Source organism: Acetobacter estunensis (genome assembly GCF_011516945.1).
GTDB classification, from domain to species: Bacteria; Pseudomonadota; Alphaproteobacteria; order Acetobacterales; family Acetobacteraceae; genus Acetobacter; species Acetobacter estunensis.
Window position 1 is genome coordinate 36844 of record NZ_WOTH01000014.1, and the last position, 16911, is coordinate 53754.

Here is a 16911-nt window from a genome sequence, read left to right on the forward strand (position 1 = left end):
ATCAGTCCTCTGTCTCGGCCGGGTCGGAACCCAGGGCGCGGATGCGGTGAAGATAGTTTTCGAAAAGCGGAACGGTGAAGGCGGTCACGCCGTGCGACGGGCTGTAGACCATGCCCTTGCGCACGAGCGCGTTGCGGATGGGCGCGACCGTCTGTGTGCGGGCGTCCATCTGAGCCGCGATTTCGCGGGAGCGGTGCGCACCGGGGCCAAGATCGGCCATGGCGAGGCAGTATTCCCGCTCGCGTGGGGTGAGGCGTTCATAACGCATGCGAAAGAAGCCACCGTCGAGCGAGGTGAGCGACACTTCGGTCGCCACGCTGATGTCGCCCACGAGGATGCGGTCGCCATGCGCCACATTCCACGCGTGATAGGCCCACTCCTGAAGGAAATAGGGATAGCCCTGCGTGATGCGGATCACTTCGTCCACGGCATCCGACGTGAAATCCACGCCCTCGCGCTCGGCGGGGGTGTGCAGCGCGTCGCGGCACTCTTCGGCTGTCAGTGGACCGATGGCCGGAAATTCGAACAGCCGCTCGGCATAGGACTTCGTCTGCCCCACCAGTGTGATGACATGCGGCAGACCGGCTCCGGCCAGCACCACGGGCAGGCCTTCGCGCATGACACGGTGCATGGCCATGATGAGCGCACCAAGATCCTTTTCCGGCAGGTTCTGGATTTCGTCGATAAAGAGCGCGACACCGGTATGCCGTGACTGCGCGGCATGGCCGAGAGCCGCGATCATGTCAGGCAGGTCGATTTCGAGATCACCCGTGTCGGCCGTTCCACGTTCGGGCTCCACATCCAGTTCGATGACGAAGCCCAGCGGATGATGGATACGCAGGCCACTGGCGAAGCTCTTGAGCACACGCAGGCCACGTTTAACCTGCACGGTCACGGCACCGAGTCGATCCAGTTCCAGCAGCATCCGGCGCAGATGCGGCGCAAGCTGCGTACCGAGCGGCTTGTCCTCCTGCGCTTCAATGAAACAGGTCAGGAAGCCTGCGCTGCGCGCAAGCTGCTCGACGCGGCCAAGGATAACGGTTTTCCCCACGCCCCGCAGTCCGGTCGCGATAAAGCTGCGTGCGCTCTTGCCGCTAAGCGCGCGCTGCAAGGCGATTCCGGCCTGCGTGAACAGCTCCTGCCGTCCCGCCAGTTCCGGGGGCGAAGCCCCGGCGCCGGGCACATAGGGATTACGAACGGGGTCCATGAGGGAGGACTCAGGCCGCCTTCGTGTGCTGGTCGATCAGGGCGACGAACCGCTCGAACAGGTAGAAGCTGTCGGACGGACCGGGGCTGGCCTCGGGGTGATACTGCACGGAAAACGCTGGCAGCGTGTCGGAGGCGATGCCCTCGTTCGAGCCGTCGAACAGGCTTACATGCGTGACGCGCACATCGTTGGGCAGAGAGTGGGCGTCCACCGCGAAACCGTGGTTCTGGCTGGTGATTTCCACGCGCCCGCTGGCGATGTCTTTTACCGGCTGGTTCGCACCGCGATGGCCGCGTTCCAGCTTGTAAGTTTTCGCGCCCAGCGTGAGAGCTAGAAGCTGGTGGCCAAGGCAGATGCCGAACACGGGCACGCCAGCGTCCAGAACGCCACGAATGGCGGGCACGGCGTAGCTGGCGGTCGCGGCCGGATCACCGGGACCGTTGGAAAGGAACACGCCTTCCGGCTTGAGGGCGAGGATTTCGTCGGCTGAAGTCGTGGCGGGCACGACTGTCACGTCACAGCCCGCTGTGGCGAGGCAGCGCAGGATGTTGCGCTTGGCACCATAGTCCACGGCCACCACGCGGCGACGCTTGGCGGGCAGGGGCTTCGTGGTGGACGGCCATTCCCACACGCCTTCCGCCCATGTGTAGGGCTTGGCGCAGGTGACGGTCTTGGCGAGGTCCATACCTTCCAGACCGGGCCATGCGGCAACGGTCTTCCGGGCTGCGGGAAGGTCGATCTTGCCGTTAATGACCGGAACGATCATTGCGGTCTGTGCACCGTGATCGCGGATACGCAGCGTCAGGGCGCGCGTGTCCACGCCGCAGATTCCCGGCACGCCACGTTCCTTGAGCCATGCGTCGAGGCTCTCGGTGGCGCGCCAGTTGGCGGGTGCTGTGAGATCCTGCTTGACCACAAGGCCTCGCGCGGCGGGTTTGGTCGCCTCATTATCCTGTGCATTCGTGCCCACATTGCCGATATGGGGGAACGTGAAAGTGATGATCTGGCCCGCGAATGACGGGTCCGTCAGTGTTTCCTGATAGCCGGTCATGCCAGTGGAGAAGCAGATTTCACCCAGACTTTCGCCATTTGCGGGGGCGCCGAAGCCAATGCCCCACAGGACGGTGCCGTCGGCCAGAACGAGAGCCGCCGTGGCGTTCTCCGGGACTTCGGTGGAGGCTGTGCCACTCTGTTCGGACATGGTCGGTTTCCGCGTCTGGGGGTCGGAGGTTGGGGAGGAAGAGGCATCCGAATGCAGATCATCGAGCGACAATCCGGCGGCCCGCGCCACAACGGGCCAGTGCTTGGGCGGGATCGCCCGCGCCTGACGCCATTTACGCACGGCCTCGGTGCCGACGCCGGTAAGGGTGGCGATCTTCTCGGGACCGCCGACACGTTCGATGATATCGTCCACGCTCAACAGAGGCATTGCGCTTCCTCCTCTGGTGCGGTTTCTATCAGGCCGCATGGCGTGTGGGAAGAAAATTCCCACATGAAATTGCGGTCAGGGGTTGGGAAATTTCTTCCCGATCCGCCGCCTGAATACTGGAGATGTCCCATGACCGAGTCCACCAGCCTGCGCACCCGCGTGATGGATGAGACGAAGACCGCGATGAAAGCGGGTCAGAAGGAGCGCGTGGCCGTTCTCCGCATGATCGGCGCCAAGATCAAGGACGCGGACATTGCCGGACGCGCGCAGGGCAAGGAAGGCTTGTCGGAAGATGAAATCATCTCCGCGCTGCGTGGCATGGTGAAGTCCCGTCAAGACTCGGTGCGCCTCTACCGTGAGGGTGGCCGTGACGAACTGGCGGCCAAGGAAGAGAGTGAGATTGCGGTCATTCGCGAGTTTTTGCCGCCCGAAATGGATGATGCGGCACTGGAGGCGGCTGTGAAAGCGGCCATTGCCGAAGCCGGTGCGACCAGCATGAAGGATATGGGCAAGGTCATGGGGGCGCTGAAAGCGAAGTTCGGTGCCAATCTCGATCTCGGTCGCGCCAATGGGCTGGTGAAGGCCGCACTTTCCGCTGGCTGAGGGTGGCACTGATATATGGCGCTTGATTCCGCCTTTCTTGACGAGCTTCGCGCCCGGACACCGATCGTTCCTCTGATCGGTCGGCGCGTGAAGCTCGCGCGCTCAGGGCGGAACTGGAAGGGGTGCTGCCCCTTCCACGGCGAGAAGACGCCATCTTTCTATGTATATGACGATCATTTCCATTGCTTCGGCTGCGGGGCGCATGGCGATGCGATCTCCTTCGTCATGCAAAGCGAAGGAAAAGGTTTTCCCGAGGCCGTGGAAGAATTGGCCTCGGCTGCCGGGTTGGAGGTGCCCAAGCCCGATCCGCGGGCGCGCGAGCAGGCAGCGCGGGCCCGGTCCCTGGGCGATGTGCTGGAGGCGGCCCAGCGCGTGTTTGCTCGCGATCTGCACGAGGCGGGTGGCCGCGCAGGGCTGGATTATCTGCGGCGTCGTGGACTGACGGACGCGACAATCGCGTCGTTCGGACTCGGCTGGGCGAGCGAGCGGCGTGGCTATCTGACGGAGGCGCTGAAGGAGCAGGCGATCACGCCCGAGATGATGGCGGAAGCCGGTCTCATGCGAGTCGATGAGAACGGTCGCGCCAAGGGTGAACTGTTCTGGGGACGTGTGACGTTTCCCATCCATGACCGGCGGGGCGAACTGGTGTCCTTCGGTGGCCGGACGTTGGGGGACGGTCAGCCAAAATATCTTAACGGTCCCGAGACGGCGCTGTTTTCCAAAAGACGGCTGCTGTTCGGTTTCGACCGCGCGCGCGCAGCGTTGCGGGCGGTGCGCCCGAAGAATGCGCCGCCTGTGGAACCGGTGGTGGTCGAAGGCTACATGGACGTGATTGCGTTGCATCAGGCGGGCTTCGTGGGGGCGGTGGCACCGCTCGGCACGGCGCTGACGCCCGAGCAGATGGAAATGCTGTGGCAGGTCACGCCCGCGCCCATTCTGTGTCTCGATGGCGATGCGGCGGGCCGTCGAGCCGCGGTGAGGGCGGCCGAGACGGCTTTACCGCTCCTTTCGGCGGAACGGGGGTTGCGCCTCTGTCTTCTGCCCGAAGGAGAAGACCCGGACAGCCTGCTGCGGGGCAAGGGGCGCGATGTCATGGCGGATGTGCTGGCGGGCGCGAAGCCGCTGGCGGACATCCTGTTTGATCTGTTGTCGGAAGGAGTGCCCGCGTCGCCCACTCCTGAGCAACGGGCGACGTTGCGGCATCGGTTGGTGGAGGCAGCGGGAAAAATTCCCGATAAGGCGCTGGCGGGTGAATATCGCTCCACGCTTCTGGATCGCTTCTTCAAGACATACCGTTCAGGCGGGCGTCCGGCTGGCGGCCGTCGCCGGGAGAATGGAAAGACGTTTGTTCCTGCGGTTGATGTCGATCTGGGAACACGCGCGGAGCGTCCGTTCGATGGACGGCGCGCCGGATTGCAGAAGCTGGCGGATATTGTGATGCGATTTCCAGCGATTGCATCGAGAGTTGGGGATGCGTGGTGCCGACTTGATCTACCGCCGGATCTGTCGGAGTTGCGCGAAGCCATCCTCTCCTTTGCGGAGGAGGCGGATGATACGCCGGAGAGCGATCTTGCGGCGCGTCTGATGGCGCGGCTGACGGAGGAGGGGTTGCGTGAGCGCGCGGAGGTCATTCTTCGGGAAGCCTGCAACACACGCCCCCGTGGAGATGAGGCCGTTTTCGGGGATGAAGCCCCCGAGGCGCAGTGGTGGCATTTCTATGCGGGCGTCAATCGCGATGGGTTCGAAGCCGACATCGCACGAGATGCGGAAATCTGGGTTGCGCAGGGGATGGACCCGCAGGCATGGGACAGATTGAAATCCCGCATCGAGGCATTGCATGCCTTGCGCAGCATGGATGTCGGCTCCATCTGAAGGAAGTATGGCGGGGAACTGCGGCAGCGTTCAGGTCTTGACTTCCGGGGCAGGATCGACCACCTCGACGCTGCCTTATTCTTTTGCTGCAGATGAGCCGTTCTGCCTTCCGTTCCCTGGAAGGCGGACAGGGGGGATTTTACGGGAATGGCGACAAAGACGGCTGCCGGGACTGCTGCGACCTCAGGTGACCAGGACGGTGACAATACGCTCCTCGATACCCGGTCTGGCGCCGTCAAACGCCTGATCGCGAAGGGGCGTGAGCGTGGTCACATCACGTTTGACGAACTGAATGCGGTCCTTCCGCAGGATCAGATGTCCTCCGAGCAGATCGAGGACGTGATGGCCATTCTCTCGGAGATGGGCATTCAGGTCGTTGAAGGTGAGGAGAACGAGGACGCGGAAACTCCAGCCGCCAAGTCGTCCACGTCTTCCTCCTCGTCTTCCGATGATGAAGAGGAAGACGAGGAGGAAGAGGAAGAAGCTGAACCAGCCGAGGCTGGCACCAGCGCTTCCGGCAATGTCAGCGAAAATCTGGGACGTACGGACGATCCTGTGCGTATGTACCTCCGTGAGATGGGTTCGGTGGAACTGCTCTCGCGTGAGGGCGAGATCGCGATTGCCAAGCGCATCGAGGCCGGTCGCAACGAGATGATCGGGGGGCTGTGTGAAAGCCCGCTGACCTTCCGCGCCATCATTTCGTGGCATGAGCGCCTGAAGGTTGGCGACATGCTTTTGCGCGATATCGTCGATCTGGAGGCGATGCAGGCCGAGCAGAATGGCCCCGAGGTTGTCGCTGAGGGAGAAGAAGGCGAAGAGGCGGCCGAGGAGTCCGATGAGGACGAGGCGGAGGATGCGGACGCCGCCGAGGGCGAAGGTCCGGGTCTTTCCCTGTCCGCGCTCGAAGAAAAGCTCAAGCCCGACATTCTTGCCCAGTTCGATGAGATCGAGCCTCTCTACGAGAAGCTGCAGAAGATGCAGGACAAGCGTCTTGAGGCGCTGGTCACGGGTGGAGAGACAACCGACAAGACCGAGAAGGCGTATCAGAAGCTCCGTCTGGAACTGGTGGCCAAGGTCGAGCAGGTCCATCTGCACAACAACCGCATCGAGGAACTGGTCATGCAGCTCAAGGAGCTGTTCAGAAACCTCAACGCGCTTGAAGGACGGATGCTGCGTCTGGCCGAGAGCTGCAAGATCTCGCGTGACGATTTTCTGCTGAAGTATCGCGGCCATGAACTTGAGCCGGCATGGATGGAAATGGTTGCCACGCTGCCGGGCAAGGGCTGGAAAAACCTGCTCGCCAAGCATTCCGAGACCATGCAGAATCTGCGTAATCAAGTTGCCGAACTGGCACAGGATACGGGTCTGGCGGTGGGCGAGTTCCGGCGTGTCTATGCCACCGTTGGGCGCGGTGAGCGCGATTCCGCGCGCGCCAAGAAAGAGATGATCGAGGCGAATCTGCGTCTCGTGATCTCTATTGCCAAGAAATATACCAACCGTGGTCTTCAGTTCCTCGACCTGATTCAGGAAGGCAACATCGGTCTGATGAAGGCCGTGGACAAGTTTGAATATCGCCGCGGTTACAAGTTCTCGACCTACGCCACATGGTGGATTCGGCAGGCGATCACGCGCTCGATTGCCGATCAGGCGCGCACGATCCGTATTCCGGTGCATATGATCGAGACGATCAACAAGCTCGTGCGCACTTCACGCCAGATGCTGCATGAAATCGGGCGTGAACCAGCCCCTGAGGAACTGGCCGAAAAGCTGGGTATGCCGCTTGAAAAAGTGCGCAAGGTTCTCAAGATCGCCAAGGAACCGATCTCGCTGGAAACGCCGATCGGTGATGAGGAAGACAGCCATCTCGGTGACTTCATCGAGGACAAGACGGCCATCATTCCGCTGGATGCCGCAATCCAGACCAATCTGCGCGAGGCGACGACCCGCGTGCTGGCTTCGCTCACCCCGCGTGAAGAGCGTGTGCTGCGTATGCGTTTTGGCATCGGCATGAACACCGACCACACGCTGGAAGAAGTCGGACAGCAGTTCAACGTGACACGTGAGCGTATCCGCCAGATCGAAGCGAAGGCGTTGCGTAAGCTCAAGCACCCGAGCCGTAGCCGCAAGCTGCGTTCCTTCCTCGACGACAACTGATCCAATGGAGCCGACAACGCGGATCGTGGTGGATGTCACCTTTCTCGACATGCCCCATCCGCCGCGGAGGCCGGTTCCCGTTCTGCCCGAAGGGTGGTGGATCGAGCAGCAGTTCGATCTCTCGGTCGCGGAGTATCGCGCGATCCATGGACGGGTAGGGCGCGATTACTGCTGGTGGATGCGGCAGGTGCGATCAGATGCGGATCTGGCTCACATTCTGGCCGATCCCTGCCGATCGATTTTTCTGCTCAAGGAACGCGATGAGGCACGCGGCTTCTTCGAGTTGGAAATCAAGGCGCCCCGCACCGTCAATCTGGCCTATTTCGGTCTGTTCCCCGAGAACATCGGACGCGGCATCGGGCGGGCTTTCCTGTATGCCGTGGTCGCTGTGGCTTGGTCGGCCGAGCCCCATCGTCTGACGGTCAACACCTGTACGGCGGATCATCCACGTGCGCTGCCGAATTATCTCGCCGCCGGTTTCCGCATCATTGGCGTGGTGCGGGAAGAGTGGAATATCCCCGATCGGCTTGGAATGCCCATCCCGGAACGCCTGCGGGCCTGAGAAAAACCTTGTCTTGCGGGTGCATTCATGCTTGATGCGCCATCTTCCCTGCTGGCGGCGTGGCATCGCTGCCGGCTATACCCGAGGCGTGTGTCCCTGCGGATGGCGCCATGTTGTGGAACGGTTCGCAACGAACGGGTTGAACAATCCGGAGGGCTGAATGCCACTGTACGAAACCGTGCTGATTGCACGTAACGATATCAACCAGCAGCAGGTCGAGGCTATCGCCGATATGATCCGCAGCCAGCTCGAAGCTGACGGCGGCTCGGTGAAGAAGCAGGAATACTGGGGACTGCGTTCGCTCGCTTACCGCATCAAGAAGAACCGCAAGGGGCATTATCTGCTTCTCGGTCTCGATGCGAAGCCCGAGACGATGCGTGAGGTCGAGCGTCTGCTCAGCCTGAACGAAGACGTGCTGCGTGTTCTCAACCTGCGCGTGGAAGAGATCGACGAGAATCCGTCGCCGGTTCTGACCCGTAAGGATGAGCGCGGTGAGCGCGGCTTCCGTGGTCCGAAGCCGTCAGGTCGCTTTGACAGCGGTCGCTCCTCGCGTCGTGGTCCCGAGGATCGTGACCGTGAGGAATATCGTGCCCGTGAAGAGCGCGAGAACAAGGCGCAGGCGGCTCAGGCCGATGCCCCGGCTGCTGCGGAGTAAGAGATATGTCCGACACGAACCAGGTCAATCCGGGCGAGCGCCGTACAGCTGTTGGTGCCCGCCGCCCGTTCTATCGTCGTCGCAAGTCGTGCCCGTTCTCGGGTCCGAATGCGCCGAAGATCGATTACAAGGACGTTCGTCTGCTCAGCCGCTTCCTGTCCGAGCGCGGCAAGATCGTCCCCAGCCGTATCACCGCAGTGTCTGCGAAGAAGCAGCGTGAACTGGCTCAGGCCATCAAGCGCGCCCGTTTCCTTGCCCTGCTGCCCTACGTCGTGGGCTGAGGAGAGAAGCGATCATGGCTGCTACAGAAGTCATCCTGCTCCAGCGGGTCGAGCATCTCGGCCAGATGGGCGAACTCGTGAAGGTAAAGCCGGGCTATGCCCGTAACTTCCTTCTGCCGCAGGGCAAGGCCATCCGTGCGAACGCCGCCAACCGCGCGCGTTTCGATCAGGAGCGCGCTCAGCTCGAGGCCCAGAACATCAAGCGTCGCGAAGAGGCCGAGCGTCTCTCTGAGCGCATGGAGGGTCTGTCCGTCATCCTGATCCGTCAGGCTGGCGACAGCGGCAACCTGTATGGTTCGGTCTCCACTCGTGACATCGCTCAGGCGACGACCGAGGCTGGCCTGACCATCACTCGTAATCAGGTGTTCCTGCCGCACCCGATCAAGACGCTGGGCCTGTACGACGTGCGCGTCGCGCTGCATCCGGAAGTCTCCATTCTGGCGCGCGTCAATGTCGCTCGCTCGAACGAAGAAGCGGAGCGTCAGGCACGTGGTGAAGTCATCGGTCTCGATGACGAAGAGGAAGAAGAAGCCGAGCCGACAATTGCCGGAGTGACCGGCGAGATTGTCGAGACGGCTGAGCCTGCGGAAGGGGAAGAGCCCGTCGCCTGACGGTTTCTCCTCTTTTTCCAAAGGACAGACAAAAAGGCCCGGGCGGTGTGCGCTCGGGCCTTTTTGCGTTGTAGCGGCCGGACTTGTTCTGAAGATCGCTGTTGCGGACGTGCATTTCGGGAAGCATCGCCGTATGGGAGACGCAGCGACCCAGCAGAAGGCGGACCCCATGCTCACGACGTCGATTCTTGATCCCATCCTGTCGCGGTTTATTCGTGAAGGCAGTCTGGACGTCACGTTCGCGGACGGAAAGGTCACACGTTACGAGGGCAGCAAGCCCGGTCCCCATGCGGGACTGCGTTTTGTGACCAAAGCGGCCGAACGCGGGTTCTTCCTCAATCCCGGTCTTGCGTTCGGGGAAGCCTATATGGATGGCGGTGTTGCGCCGCAGGGTTGCACGTTGTACGATCTGCTGCATGTCCTGATGCTCAACGCCATGTACTCCTCCGGTCATGTGGGGGAGGCGTTGTCAGCGGCCACGCGAATGGTCCGCCGTCGCTGGATCCAGTTCAATCCCGAATCCCGTTCGCGCCGTAATGTGGCGCATCATTACGACCTCGATGAGCGGCTTTACCGGCTCTTTCTCGACCGTGACTGGCAGTATTCCTGTGCCTATTTCCGCACGGGCAATGAAACGCTCAATGAAGCGCAGGACGCCAAGAAACACCACATTGCCGCCAAGCTGAAACTGGATCGTCCGGGGTTGTCGGTGCTCGACATCGGCTGCGGTTGGGGTGGTATGGCGCTGACGCTGGCACGCGATTACGGAGCTGTCGTGACTGGGATTACTCTTTCAACCGAGCAGCTTCAGGCAGCGCGTGCGCGGGCGGCGGAAGCGGGCCTGAGCGATCGGGTGCGGTTCGAGCTTCTGGATTACCGGCAGGTCTGCACACGCTACGACCGTATCGTGTCCGTGGGCATGTTCGAGCATGTGGGCATCGGCCATTACCGGACTTTTTTCGACAAAGTGCGTGACGTGCTGGCCGATGACGGTGTAGCGCTGATCCACTCCATCGGACGCAATGACGGGCCGGGTACCACCAATCCGTGGATTGCTAAATACATTTTCCCCGGTGGGTATTCCCCGAGTCTGAGCGAGACGTTCGCGGCCATCGAGCATAGCGGCCTGTGGGTGACGGATTGTGAGGTTTTGCGGCTGCATTATGCCCGCACGATCAGCATCTGGCGCGAGCGGTTCGCCGCACATCGCGCGGATGCGGCAAAGATCTACGATGAACGTTTCTGCCGCATGTTCGAGTTCTATCTCGCGGGCGCGGAACTGTCCTTCCGCGTGCAGGGACACATGAACTTCCAGCTTCAGTTGACGCGCAGCATCGACGCTGTGCCGTTCACTCGCGACTACATGGTGGATGAGGAGCGGGCCGCGCTTGCGCGCATTGCCCGCCCATAGAGGTCAGGAACGCGAAAACGCCGCGATGTAATTGACGGCCAGATCCCGGCTTTCGCGCCAGTGATTGCCGAGTAAGTCGGGCGTCATTCCGGCGGCGTCGTCCAGCCGCAATCCGGCCTTGCGACCGAAGGCCGCGAGTTCGCCCGGTGTGATGAACTTCTTCCATTCATGTGTGCCTATGGGCAGCAGCTGCATGACGTATTCCGCGCCAATCTTGGCGAAGGCCAGCGCGCGGAGCGTACGGTTCATCGTGGAGATAAAGACATGGCCGCCCGGCCGGGAAAGTTGCGCCAGCATGGCGACGAAGGCCGCCGGATCCGTGACATGCTCAATGATTTCCAGCGCCACCACAGCATCGAATGTCTCACCTTCCTCTACCAATGTCTCCGCGCTGCCTACGCGATAGGTGAGGGAACCGGCGGACGCGGGTAGCGGGTTGGCGGCCAGATGCGCACGCGCGGCCGCGATGCCTTCGGCGGATGCATCCAGTCCCAGAACGTCGTGACCGGCTTGGGCCAGAGCCTCGCTGGCAAGGCCCGCGCCGCAGCCGAGATCCAGCACGCGCAGGCGCGGCTGCTTGCGGCTGCGAAGAGGCAGGTGACGGTCGATCCAGCCGATGCGTAGCGGGTTCATGGCGTGGAGCGGGCGCATGGGGCCGGTCGGATCCCACCACTGGCGGGCCAGCGCGCCGAAGCGGGCGATTTCCTCGGGAGAGACCGAGCCACCATCGGCGTTGTGTTCTGTCGAGACCGGTGTTGGTGTCGCGACGCCGGTTTCGGACCAGTCTCCGCCATGTGCCGAATGCATGAGAACGAACCCTTTCATCTGTCAACGCGGCTGGACGTAAGCCGGGGGCGAGGTTATGTGACGCGCTTTGCACGCCTTCGCAATGCTTCGTCGTGGCGAACGTCCGGGTTCAGGGACTTTTCTGACGCCACGGACGCTCCACGAAGCTGGCGGATATTTCGGTCACGGCGCGCGTGACGGCATAATGGACCGGCGATTCCGTATGTAAACGGGACGGTCGCGGACACGATCCTCCCGGCGGGGCCGGGAGGCGCAGAGTGGAGACGGGTTGGATCATGGAGCGCAAGGCAGGCCGGATCGTGATGAAGTTCGGCGGCACGTCCGTTGCCGATCTCGATCGTATCCGGGCAGTGGCCGACCGCGTTCGCGCGCAGGTCGAAGCAGGAGCACAGGTTGCGGTCGTGGTGTCGGCCATGTCGGGCACCACCAATCGTCTGGTTGGATACTGTGAGTCTCTTTCTCCGCTCTATGATCCGAGAGAATATGACGCCGTGGTGGCGACCGGTGAGCAGGTGACGAGCGGCCTTCTGGCCATCGCCCTGCAGAATCTGGGGGTGGCGGCGCGGTCGTGGCAGGGGTGGCAGGTGCCCATCCGCACGGATGAGGCGCATGGCAAGGCCCGCATCGACTCCATCGCCGGCGATGCGTTGATCGCGAGCATGCAGGCTGGCGAAGTCCCGGTTATCGCCGGTTTTCAGGGCGTGGCGCCGTCCGGGCGTATCACCACATTGGGGCGTGGCGGTTCGGACACGTCGGCCGTTGCCATTGCGGCGGCGGTCAAGGCGGATCGGTGCGACATCTATACGGATGTGGACGGCATCTACACCACCGATCCGCGTATCGTGCCGAAGGCGCGCAAGCTTGAGCGTATTACCTACGAAGAAATGCTGGAATTGGCGTCCGTAGGTGCCAAGGTGCTCCAGACCCGCAGCGTCGAGTTGGCGATGAAGGAGCATGTGCGTGTTCAGGTGCTTTCCAGCTTTGTTGACCAGGCCCCCGCAGCAGACGGTCGTCTGCCCGGATCGCTGGTGGTAGATGAGGACGAAATCGTGGAACAGGAACTCGTTACCGGCATTGCCTATTCGCGTGACGAAGCGAAGATCTCGATGCGCCGCATCCCCGACCGTCCGGGTATTGCTGCCGCCATTTTCGGGCCGCTGTCCGAAAACAACATCAACGTCGATATGATCGTGCAAAGCACGGGTGAAGACGCCTCCACCAATATGACGTTCACCACCAGCAAGACCGACCTGCCGCGTGCGGTCGCGGTGCTGGAGTCCCTGCGTGACGATATCCAGTATGGTGAACTCGCGACCGACGACGCCGTGACCAAGATCAGTGTCGTGGGTGTCGGCATGCGCTCGCACGCGGGCGTGGCCAGCACCATGTTCCGCACCCTGTCCGAGCGCGGCATCAATATACAGGTGATCTCCACCAGCGAGATCAAGGTCTCGGTACTGATCGCGTCCGAATACACCGAACTTGCGGTGCGGGCCCTACACACAGCCTACGGGCTGGATGCGGCGTAATCGGCAGATTCAATGAGCGACATTTCCACACAATCTGCGGATTTTACGGACAGCGAACGTGCCGCCGCCCGGTTGGAACTCGATCGTCTGTGGGCGCGGGGAACGGCTTTCCTCGGCACCGAGTTCGCCATTCTTGGTGGCGCGATGTCGTGGGTGAGCGAGCGTAATCTCGTCGCCGCGATCTCGAACGCCGGAGGATTTGGTGTCATTGCCTGCGGGGCGATGACACCAGAGCTTCTGGAGGCCGAGATTTCTGGCACGCAGGCGCTGACGAAGAAGCCTTTTGGCGTCAACCTCATCACCATGCACCCGCAACTCGATGAGCTTGTGCAGGTCTGCCTGCGGGCTGGTGTCGGGCATATCGTGCTGGCGGGAGGCATCCCACCTGCCTCGGCTATTCGGATCGCCAAGGACGGCGGCGCAAAAGTGGTGGCGTTCGCGCCGGCTCTGGTGCTGGCAAAGCGTCTGATCCGCATGGGGGTGGATGCACTGGTGATCGAAGGCGCGGAAGCGGGGGGGCATGTTGGCCCCGTGTCGCTGACCGTGCTGGCGCAGGAGATCCTGCCGCATGTGACGGATGTGCCTGTGTTCGTAGCGGGTGGCATTGCCCGTGGCGATGCGATCGTGGGCTTCCTTGAGCAGGGAGCGGCGGGCGCACAGATCGGCACACGGTTTGCTGCGGCGGAAGAAAGCATTGCCCACCCCAAGTTCAAGGCGGCTTTTGTGCGGGCCAATGCGCGTGACGCCATGACGTCGGTGCAACTCGATCCGCGCTTTCCGGTCATTCCCGTGCGCGGGTTGGTCAATGAGGGAAGCCGGAACTTCCTCGCGCATCAGGCGGACGTCGTGCGTCGTGTGCAGGCCGGTGAGCTTGAGAAGGATGCGGCCCAGCTTGAGATTGAGCATTTCTGGGCCGGTGCCCTGCGGCGCGCGGTGATTGAGGGAGACGTGGAAAACGGCTCCGTCATGGCGGGCCAGTCCGTGGGGATGGTGAAAACGGTGCAGCCTGTTCGCGAGATCATCGGAGAACTTGTCGAGCAGGCGGTGACAGCCCTTGCGCATCGGAGCAGCAGACGGGGAAACTGAGTGTGAGCGGGAGCGCCGATGAACGGAACGGACAGGATGCTGCCGGTCCGGGCGATGGCCCGATGACCGTGGGAGACGTGACGGAGACTGGGCCGGCAACGGAGACCGCTTCCGTGGATCCCGCGAATATTCCATTGCCGGATTTTCACGCACTCGGCGTAGGGCAGGCGCTTCGCATCCGCCGCGAGAGTTTGGGCTGGGCGCTTCCCGATGTGGCGGAATGGTTGCGAATCCGCGCGGACTATCTGGATGCGCTCGAACATAATCGCGCGGACGGCATGCCTGCGGGTTCTTATGCGATTGGTTTCCTGCGGACCTACGCGGCGGCGCTGGGCTTTCCCGCCGAAGAGATGGTTCGACGGTTCAAGCACGAAGTACGGGGGGCTGCCCGTAAAGTCGATCTGGTTTTTCCCGCTCCGCCGCCCGAGAGGACCGTTCCCGCAGGCGCGCTTGTTCTGCTCGGTCTGGTGGTGATCGTGGGAGCCTATGCGGGTTGGTACACGCTCGTCGGCCATGATCCCGTGCCGCTGGAGCGCGTGCCGCCTGTTGCGAGTGTTATTCCCGGCATGGGCAAGTCCGCGTCTCCCTCGCCACAGATCGCTTCCGTCATGCCGCAGAGCGGTCCATCGCCCTTGCCGCAGGCTCCCTCCGCCAACACGTCCCCGCCTGCGCCGGTCGCGGCTGGAAACGGAAACATGCCGGCTGCCTCTGTCATGGCGGGGACGTCAGACGCAGATACTTCTCTCCCGGTCACTACGCAGGCTTTTCCTCCTCAGCCAGTGGATGAGGCTGCTAAACCGGCAGATGCCGCCTCGTCTGCTCCGCCGAGCGATGCACCGGTCATTCGTGCTGTGGCGGCAAGCTGGGTGCAGGTGCGCGACGGGGAAGGGCACAGCATCTACGATCACATCATGCAGCCGGGCGACACATGGTCCCCGCCGGAAGAGGGCGGCCCCTTCACTTTTACCGTGGGTAATGCGGGTGGAATCCGGCTGGCGTCAGGCTACATGACGACGGCGCCGCTCGGTCGAAACGGGGCGGTCCGGCGCAACATGCCGCTGTCGGCTGAGGCCATTCTCGACGGCACTCTGGCGGCGCCGGCCCCACCGGGAGATGTGCCTCCGCCCGTTCTCCCCGTTGCACATCCCCCCGATGATGCGGCATCTTCCGAGGCGACGGCGGATGTGCCTCTGCCCCCACCGCCGGTGCGGCCCCGGATGCGTCAGCCGAAAGTCGAGCATCACGAGATGTCCGCCGATGATCTCAACGCCCGGCAGTTGAAGGGAATGGGAACTGTGCGTCCCTGATGACCGGTCCGGATACGGGACATGAATGTCACACAGGCCGGGCCTGATGGAGCTGTTGCCCTTCCTCTCTGGCTTTTGTCCTGCAAGTTTGGCAGGAAGACCCCAAATTCACGCGCGTGCCGTCCGGCGCGTCTCACTTGGCTTCGGCCGTCGCCTCGACAGGAGGATTGAACGATGAGTGGCTATCGCCCCTACCAGCAGATCGAGCGCCGCAAGTCGCGTCAGATTCACGTCGGCAAAGTTGCCGTGGGTGGTGACGCGCCGATCTCGGTGCAGACCATGACCAACACACTGACCAGCGACGCGCAGGCCACGATCGCCCAGATCCGTCGCGCTGAGCTGGCGGGTGTGGATATTGTCCGTGTTTCCTGTCCCGATGAGGAAAGCACGGCAGCGCTTGCCGAGATCGTGCAGGAAGTGAATGTTCCCATCGTTGCGGATATCCACTTCCACTACAAGCGCGCCATCGAAGCGGCGAAAGCCGGTGCGGCGTGCCTGCGCATCAATCCGGGCAATATCGGCAGCGCCGAGCGTGTGCGCGAAGTGGTCAATGCGGCCAAGGATCACGGCTGCTCCATCCGCATCGGCGTGAACGCCGGTTCGCTGGAGAAGCATCTGCTTGAGAAATACGGTGAGCCGAACCCCGATGCGCTCGTGGAAAGCGCTCTGGAGCACGCGAAGATTCTTGAAGATCATGACTTCCATGAGTTCAAGATCAGCGTGAAAGCTTCGGATGTGTTCCTTGCCGTGGCCGCTTATCAGCAATTGGCCGATGCATGTGACCATCCGCTTCACATCGGCATTACCGAGGCGGGCAGCCGCCGTGCGGGCACGGTGAAGTCCTCCATTGGTCTAGGCAACCTGCTGTGGGCTGGCGTGGGTGACACCATGCGCGTCTCCCTGTCCGCCGAGCCGGAAGAAGAAGTGCTGGTGGGTTGGGATATTCTCAAATCCCTCGGCCTGCGTCATCGTGGCGTGAAGATCATCTCCTGCCCATCCTGCGCGCGTCAGGGATTCAATGTGATCCAGACCGTGCAGACGCTGGAAGACCGTCTGGCGCACATCAAGACGCCTCTTACGCTCTCCATCATCGGTTGCGTGGTGAACGGGCCGGGTGAGGCGCTGATGACCGACTTGGGCGTGACCGGTGGTGGATCGGGGCGTCACATGGTGTATTCGGCGGGCAAACAGGATCACACGATCCCGGCGGATTCCATGATCGATCACATCGTCGATCTGGTGGAAGAACGTGTTGCCAATATCGAAGCCGAGGAAGCCAAGGAAAAGGCGGAAGGCGTCGAGGCCGCGCTGCCGGATCTCGCAAGCGCGAAATAAGCAGTTACGGGAACGGCAGGCCGTTCCCGTCTGTTCTTACTGTTTCCCCTGAAGTCCGGAGA

15 protein-coding genes are annotated in these 16911 nt (G+C 62.3%); 12 read left to right on the plus strand and 3 right to left on the minus strand.

What is annotated here, in order from left to right; translation table 11 throughout:
- Position 1 precedes the first annotated feature (1 nt).
- Together GOB87_RS08535 and carA are read right to left on the minus strand one after the other, a co-directional pair.
- Positions 2-1207, minus strand: coding sequence for an ATP-binding protein (locus GOB87_RS08535; protein WP_166315204.1), 1206 nt, complete (start codon positions 1205-1207; stop codon positions 2-4).
- Between the two features lie 10 nt (positions 1208-1217).
- Positions 1218-2636: a glutamine-hydrolyzing carbamoyl-phosphate synthase small subunit gene (gene carA / locus GOB87_RS08540; RefSeq protein ID WP_166315207.1), complete on the minus strand. Its 1419-nt coding sequence runs from the start codon at positions 2634-2636 to the stop codon at positions 1218-1220.
- 129 nt (positions 2637-2765) lie between these two features.
- Here carA and GOB87_RS08545 point away from each other — a divergent pair, with 129 nt between their 5' ends.
- The 8 genes from GOB87_RS08545 (at position 2766) to GOB87_RS08580 (ending at position 10785) form a co-directional block, all read left to right on the plus strand.
- The gene (locus GOB87_RS08545; protein ID WP_166315210.1) at positions 2766-3239 is read left to right on the plus strand and encodes a GatB/YqeY domain-containing protein; all 474 of its coding nucleotides are present in this window, start codon (positions 2766-2768) and stop codon (positions 3237-3239) included.
- A 15-nt stretch (positions 3240-3254) separates the two neighbouring features.
- Positions 3255-5111, plus strand: coding sequence for a DNA primase (gene dnaG / locus GOB87_RS08550; RefSeq protein ID WP_166315213.1), 1857 nt, complete (start codon positions 3255-3257; stop codon positions 5109-5111).
- 147 nt (positions 5112-5258) lie between these two features.
- Positions 5259-7265, plus strand: coding sequence for an RNA polymerase sigma factor RpoD (gene rpoD, locus GOB87_RS08555; protein WP_166315216.1), 2007 nt, complete (start codon positions 5259-5261; stop codon positions 7263-7265).
- Between the two features lie 4 nt (positions 7266-7269).
- On the plus strand, positions 7270-7827 hold the full coding sequence (locus GOB87_RS08560; RefSeq protein WP_166315219.1) for a GNAT family N-acetyltransferase: 558 nt from the start codon (positions 7270-7272) through the stop codon (positions 7825-7827).
- Between the two features lie 160 nt (positions 7828-7987).
- Positions 7988-8482 carry a 30S ribosomal protein S6 gene (rpsF, locus tag GOB87_RS08565; protein WP_166315222.1) on the plus strand — a complete coding sequence of 165 codons (495 nt, stop codon included), beginning with the start codon at positions 7988-7990 and terminating at the stop codon, positions 8480-8482.
- A 5-nt stretch (positions 8483-8487) separates the two neighbouring features.
- Entirely contained in the window at positions 8488-8763 is a 276-nt protein-coding gene (rpsR, locus tag GOB87_RS08570; protein WP_166315225.1) for a 30S ribosomal protein S18, read from the plus strand.
- Positions 8764-8777: 14 nt separating this feature from the next.
- Positions 8778-9374, plus strand: coding sequence for a 50S ribosomal protein L9 (rplI, locus tag GOB87_RS08575; RefSeq protein WP_166315228.1), 597 nt, complete (start codon positions 8778-8780; stop codon positions 9372-9374).
- Positions 9375-9507: 133 nt separating this feature from the next.
- Complete coding sequence (locus GOB87_RS08580; protein WP_242006254.1) at positions 9508-10785, plus strand: SAM-dependent methyltransferase; 1278 nt, start codon at positions 9508-9510, stop codon at positions 10783-10785.
- 3 nt (positions 10786-10788) lie between these two features.
- On the opposite strand, the gene ubiG is transcribed toward GOB87_RS08580, so the two are convergent.
- A complete protein-coding gene (gene ubiG / locus GOB87_RS08585) occupies positions 10789-11592 on the minus strand; it encodes a bifunctional 2-polyprenyl-6-hydroxyphenol methylase/3-demethylubiquinol 3-O-methyltransferase UbiG (RefSeq protein ID WP_166315231.1) in 804 nt (267 codons plus the stop codon).
- Positions 11593-11867: 275 nt separating this feature from the next.
- On the opposite strand from ubiG, the gene GOB87_RS08590 reads away from it, so the two are divergent.
- From GOB87_RS08590 to ispG, 4 genes are all read left to right on the plus strand, one after another.
- Positions 11868-13121: an aspartate kinase gene (locus tag GOB87_RS08590; protein WP_242006255.1), complete on the plus strand. Its 1254-nt coding sequence runs from the start codon at positions 11868-11870 to the stop codon at positions 13119-13121.
- A 12-nt stretch (positions 13122-13133) separates the two neighbouring features.
- The gene (locus tag GOB87_RS08595) at positions 13134-14207 is read left to right on the plus strand and encodes an NAD(P)H-dependent flavin oxidoreductase (protein WP_166315234.1); all 1074 of its coding nucleotides are present in this window, start codon (positions 13134-13136) and stop codon (positions 14205-14207) included.
- Between the two features lie 2 nt (positions 14208-14209).
- Positions 14210-15514: a helix-turn-helix domain-containing protein gene (locus tag GOB87_RS08600; protein ID WP_264805039.1), complete on the plus strand. Its 1305-nt coding sequence runs from the start codon at positions 14210-14212 to the stop codon at positions 15512-15514.
- 174 nt (positions 15515-15688) lie between these two features.
- Complete coding sequence (ispG, locus tag GOB87_RS08605; RefSeq protein ID WP_166315237.1) at positions 15689-16849, plus strand: flavodoxin-dependent (E)-4-hydroxy-3-methylbut-2-enyl-diphosphate synthase; 1161 nt, start codon at positions 15689-15691, stop codon at positions 16847-16849.
- The last annotated feature ends 62 nt before the right edge of the window (positions 16850-16911 follow it).

Excerpts from the sequence above, each read along its gene's own strand:
- ubiG (WP_166315231.1), bottom strand. The coding sequence starts at position 11,592 with ATGCATTCGGCACATGGCGGAGACTGGTCCGAAACCGGCGTCGCGACA.
- rplI (WP_166315228.1), top strand. The coding sequence starts at position 8,778 with ATGGCTGCTACAGAAGTCATCCTGCTCCAGCGGGTCGAGCATCTCGGC.
- GOB87_RS08560 (WP_166315219.1), top strand. The coding sequence starts at position 7,270 with ATGGAGCCGACAACGCGGATCGTGGTGGATGTCACCTTTCTCGACATG.
- carA (WP_166315207.1), bottom strand. The coding sequence starts at position 2,636 with ATGCCTCTGTTGAGCGTGGACGATATCATCGAACGTGTCGGCGGTCCC.
- GOB87_RS08595 (WP_166315234.1), top strand. The coding sequence starts at position 13,134 with ATGAGCGACATTTCCACACAATCTGCGGATTTTACGGACAGCGAACGT.
- rpsR (WP_166315225.1), top strand. The coding sequence starts at position 8,488 with ATGTCCGACACGAACCAGGTCAATCCGGGCGAGCGCCGTACAGCTGTT.
- GOB87_RS08580 (WP_242006254.1), top strand. The coding sequence starts at position 9,508 with ATGGGAGACGCAGCGACCCAGCAGAAGGCGGACCCCATGCTCACGACG.
- rpsF (WP_166315222.1), top strand. The coding sequence starts at position 7,988 with ATGCCACTGTACGAAACCGTGCTGATTGCACGTAACGATATCAACCAG.
- rpoD (WP_166315216.1), top strand. The coding sequence starts at position 5,259 with ATGGCGACAAAGACGGCTGCCGGGACTGCTGCGACCTCAGGTGACCAG.
- GOB87_RS08590 (WP_242006255.1), top strand. The coding sequence starts at position 11,868 with ATGGAGCGCAAGGCAGGCCGGATCGTGATGAAGTTCGGCGGCACGTCC.
- GOB87_RS08545 (WP_166315210.1), top strand. The coding sequence starts at position 2,766 with ATGACCGAGTCCACCAGCCTGCGCACCCGCGTGATGGATGAGACGAAG.
- ispG (WP_166315237.1), top strand. The coding sequence starts at position 15,689 with ATGAGTGGCTATCGCCCCTACCAGCAGATCGAGCGCCGCAAGTCGCGT.
- GOB87_RS08535 (WP_166315204.1), bottom strand. The coding sequence starts at position 1,207 with ATGGACCCCGTTCGTAATCCCTATGTGCCCGGCGCCGGGGCTTCGCCC.
- dnaG (WP_166315213.1), top strand. The coding sequence starts at position 3,255 with ATGGCGCTTGATTCCGCCTTTCTTGACGAGCTTCGCGCCCGGACACCG.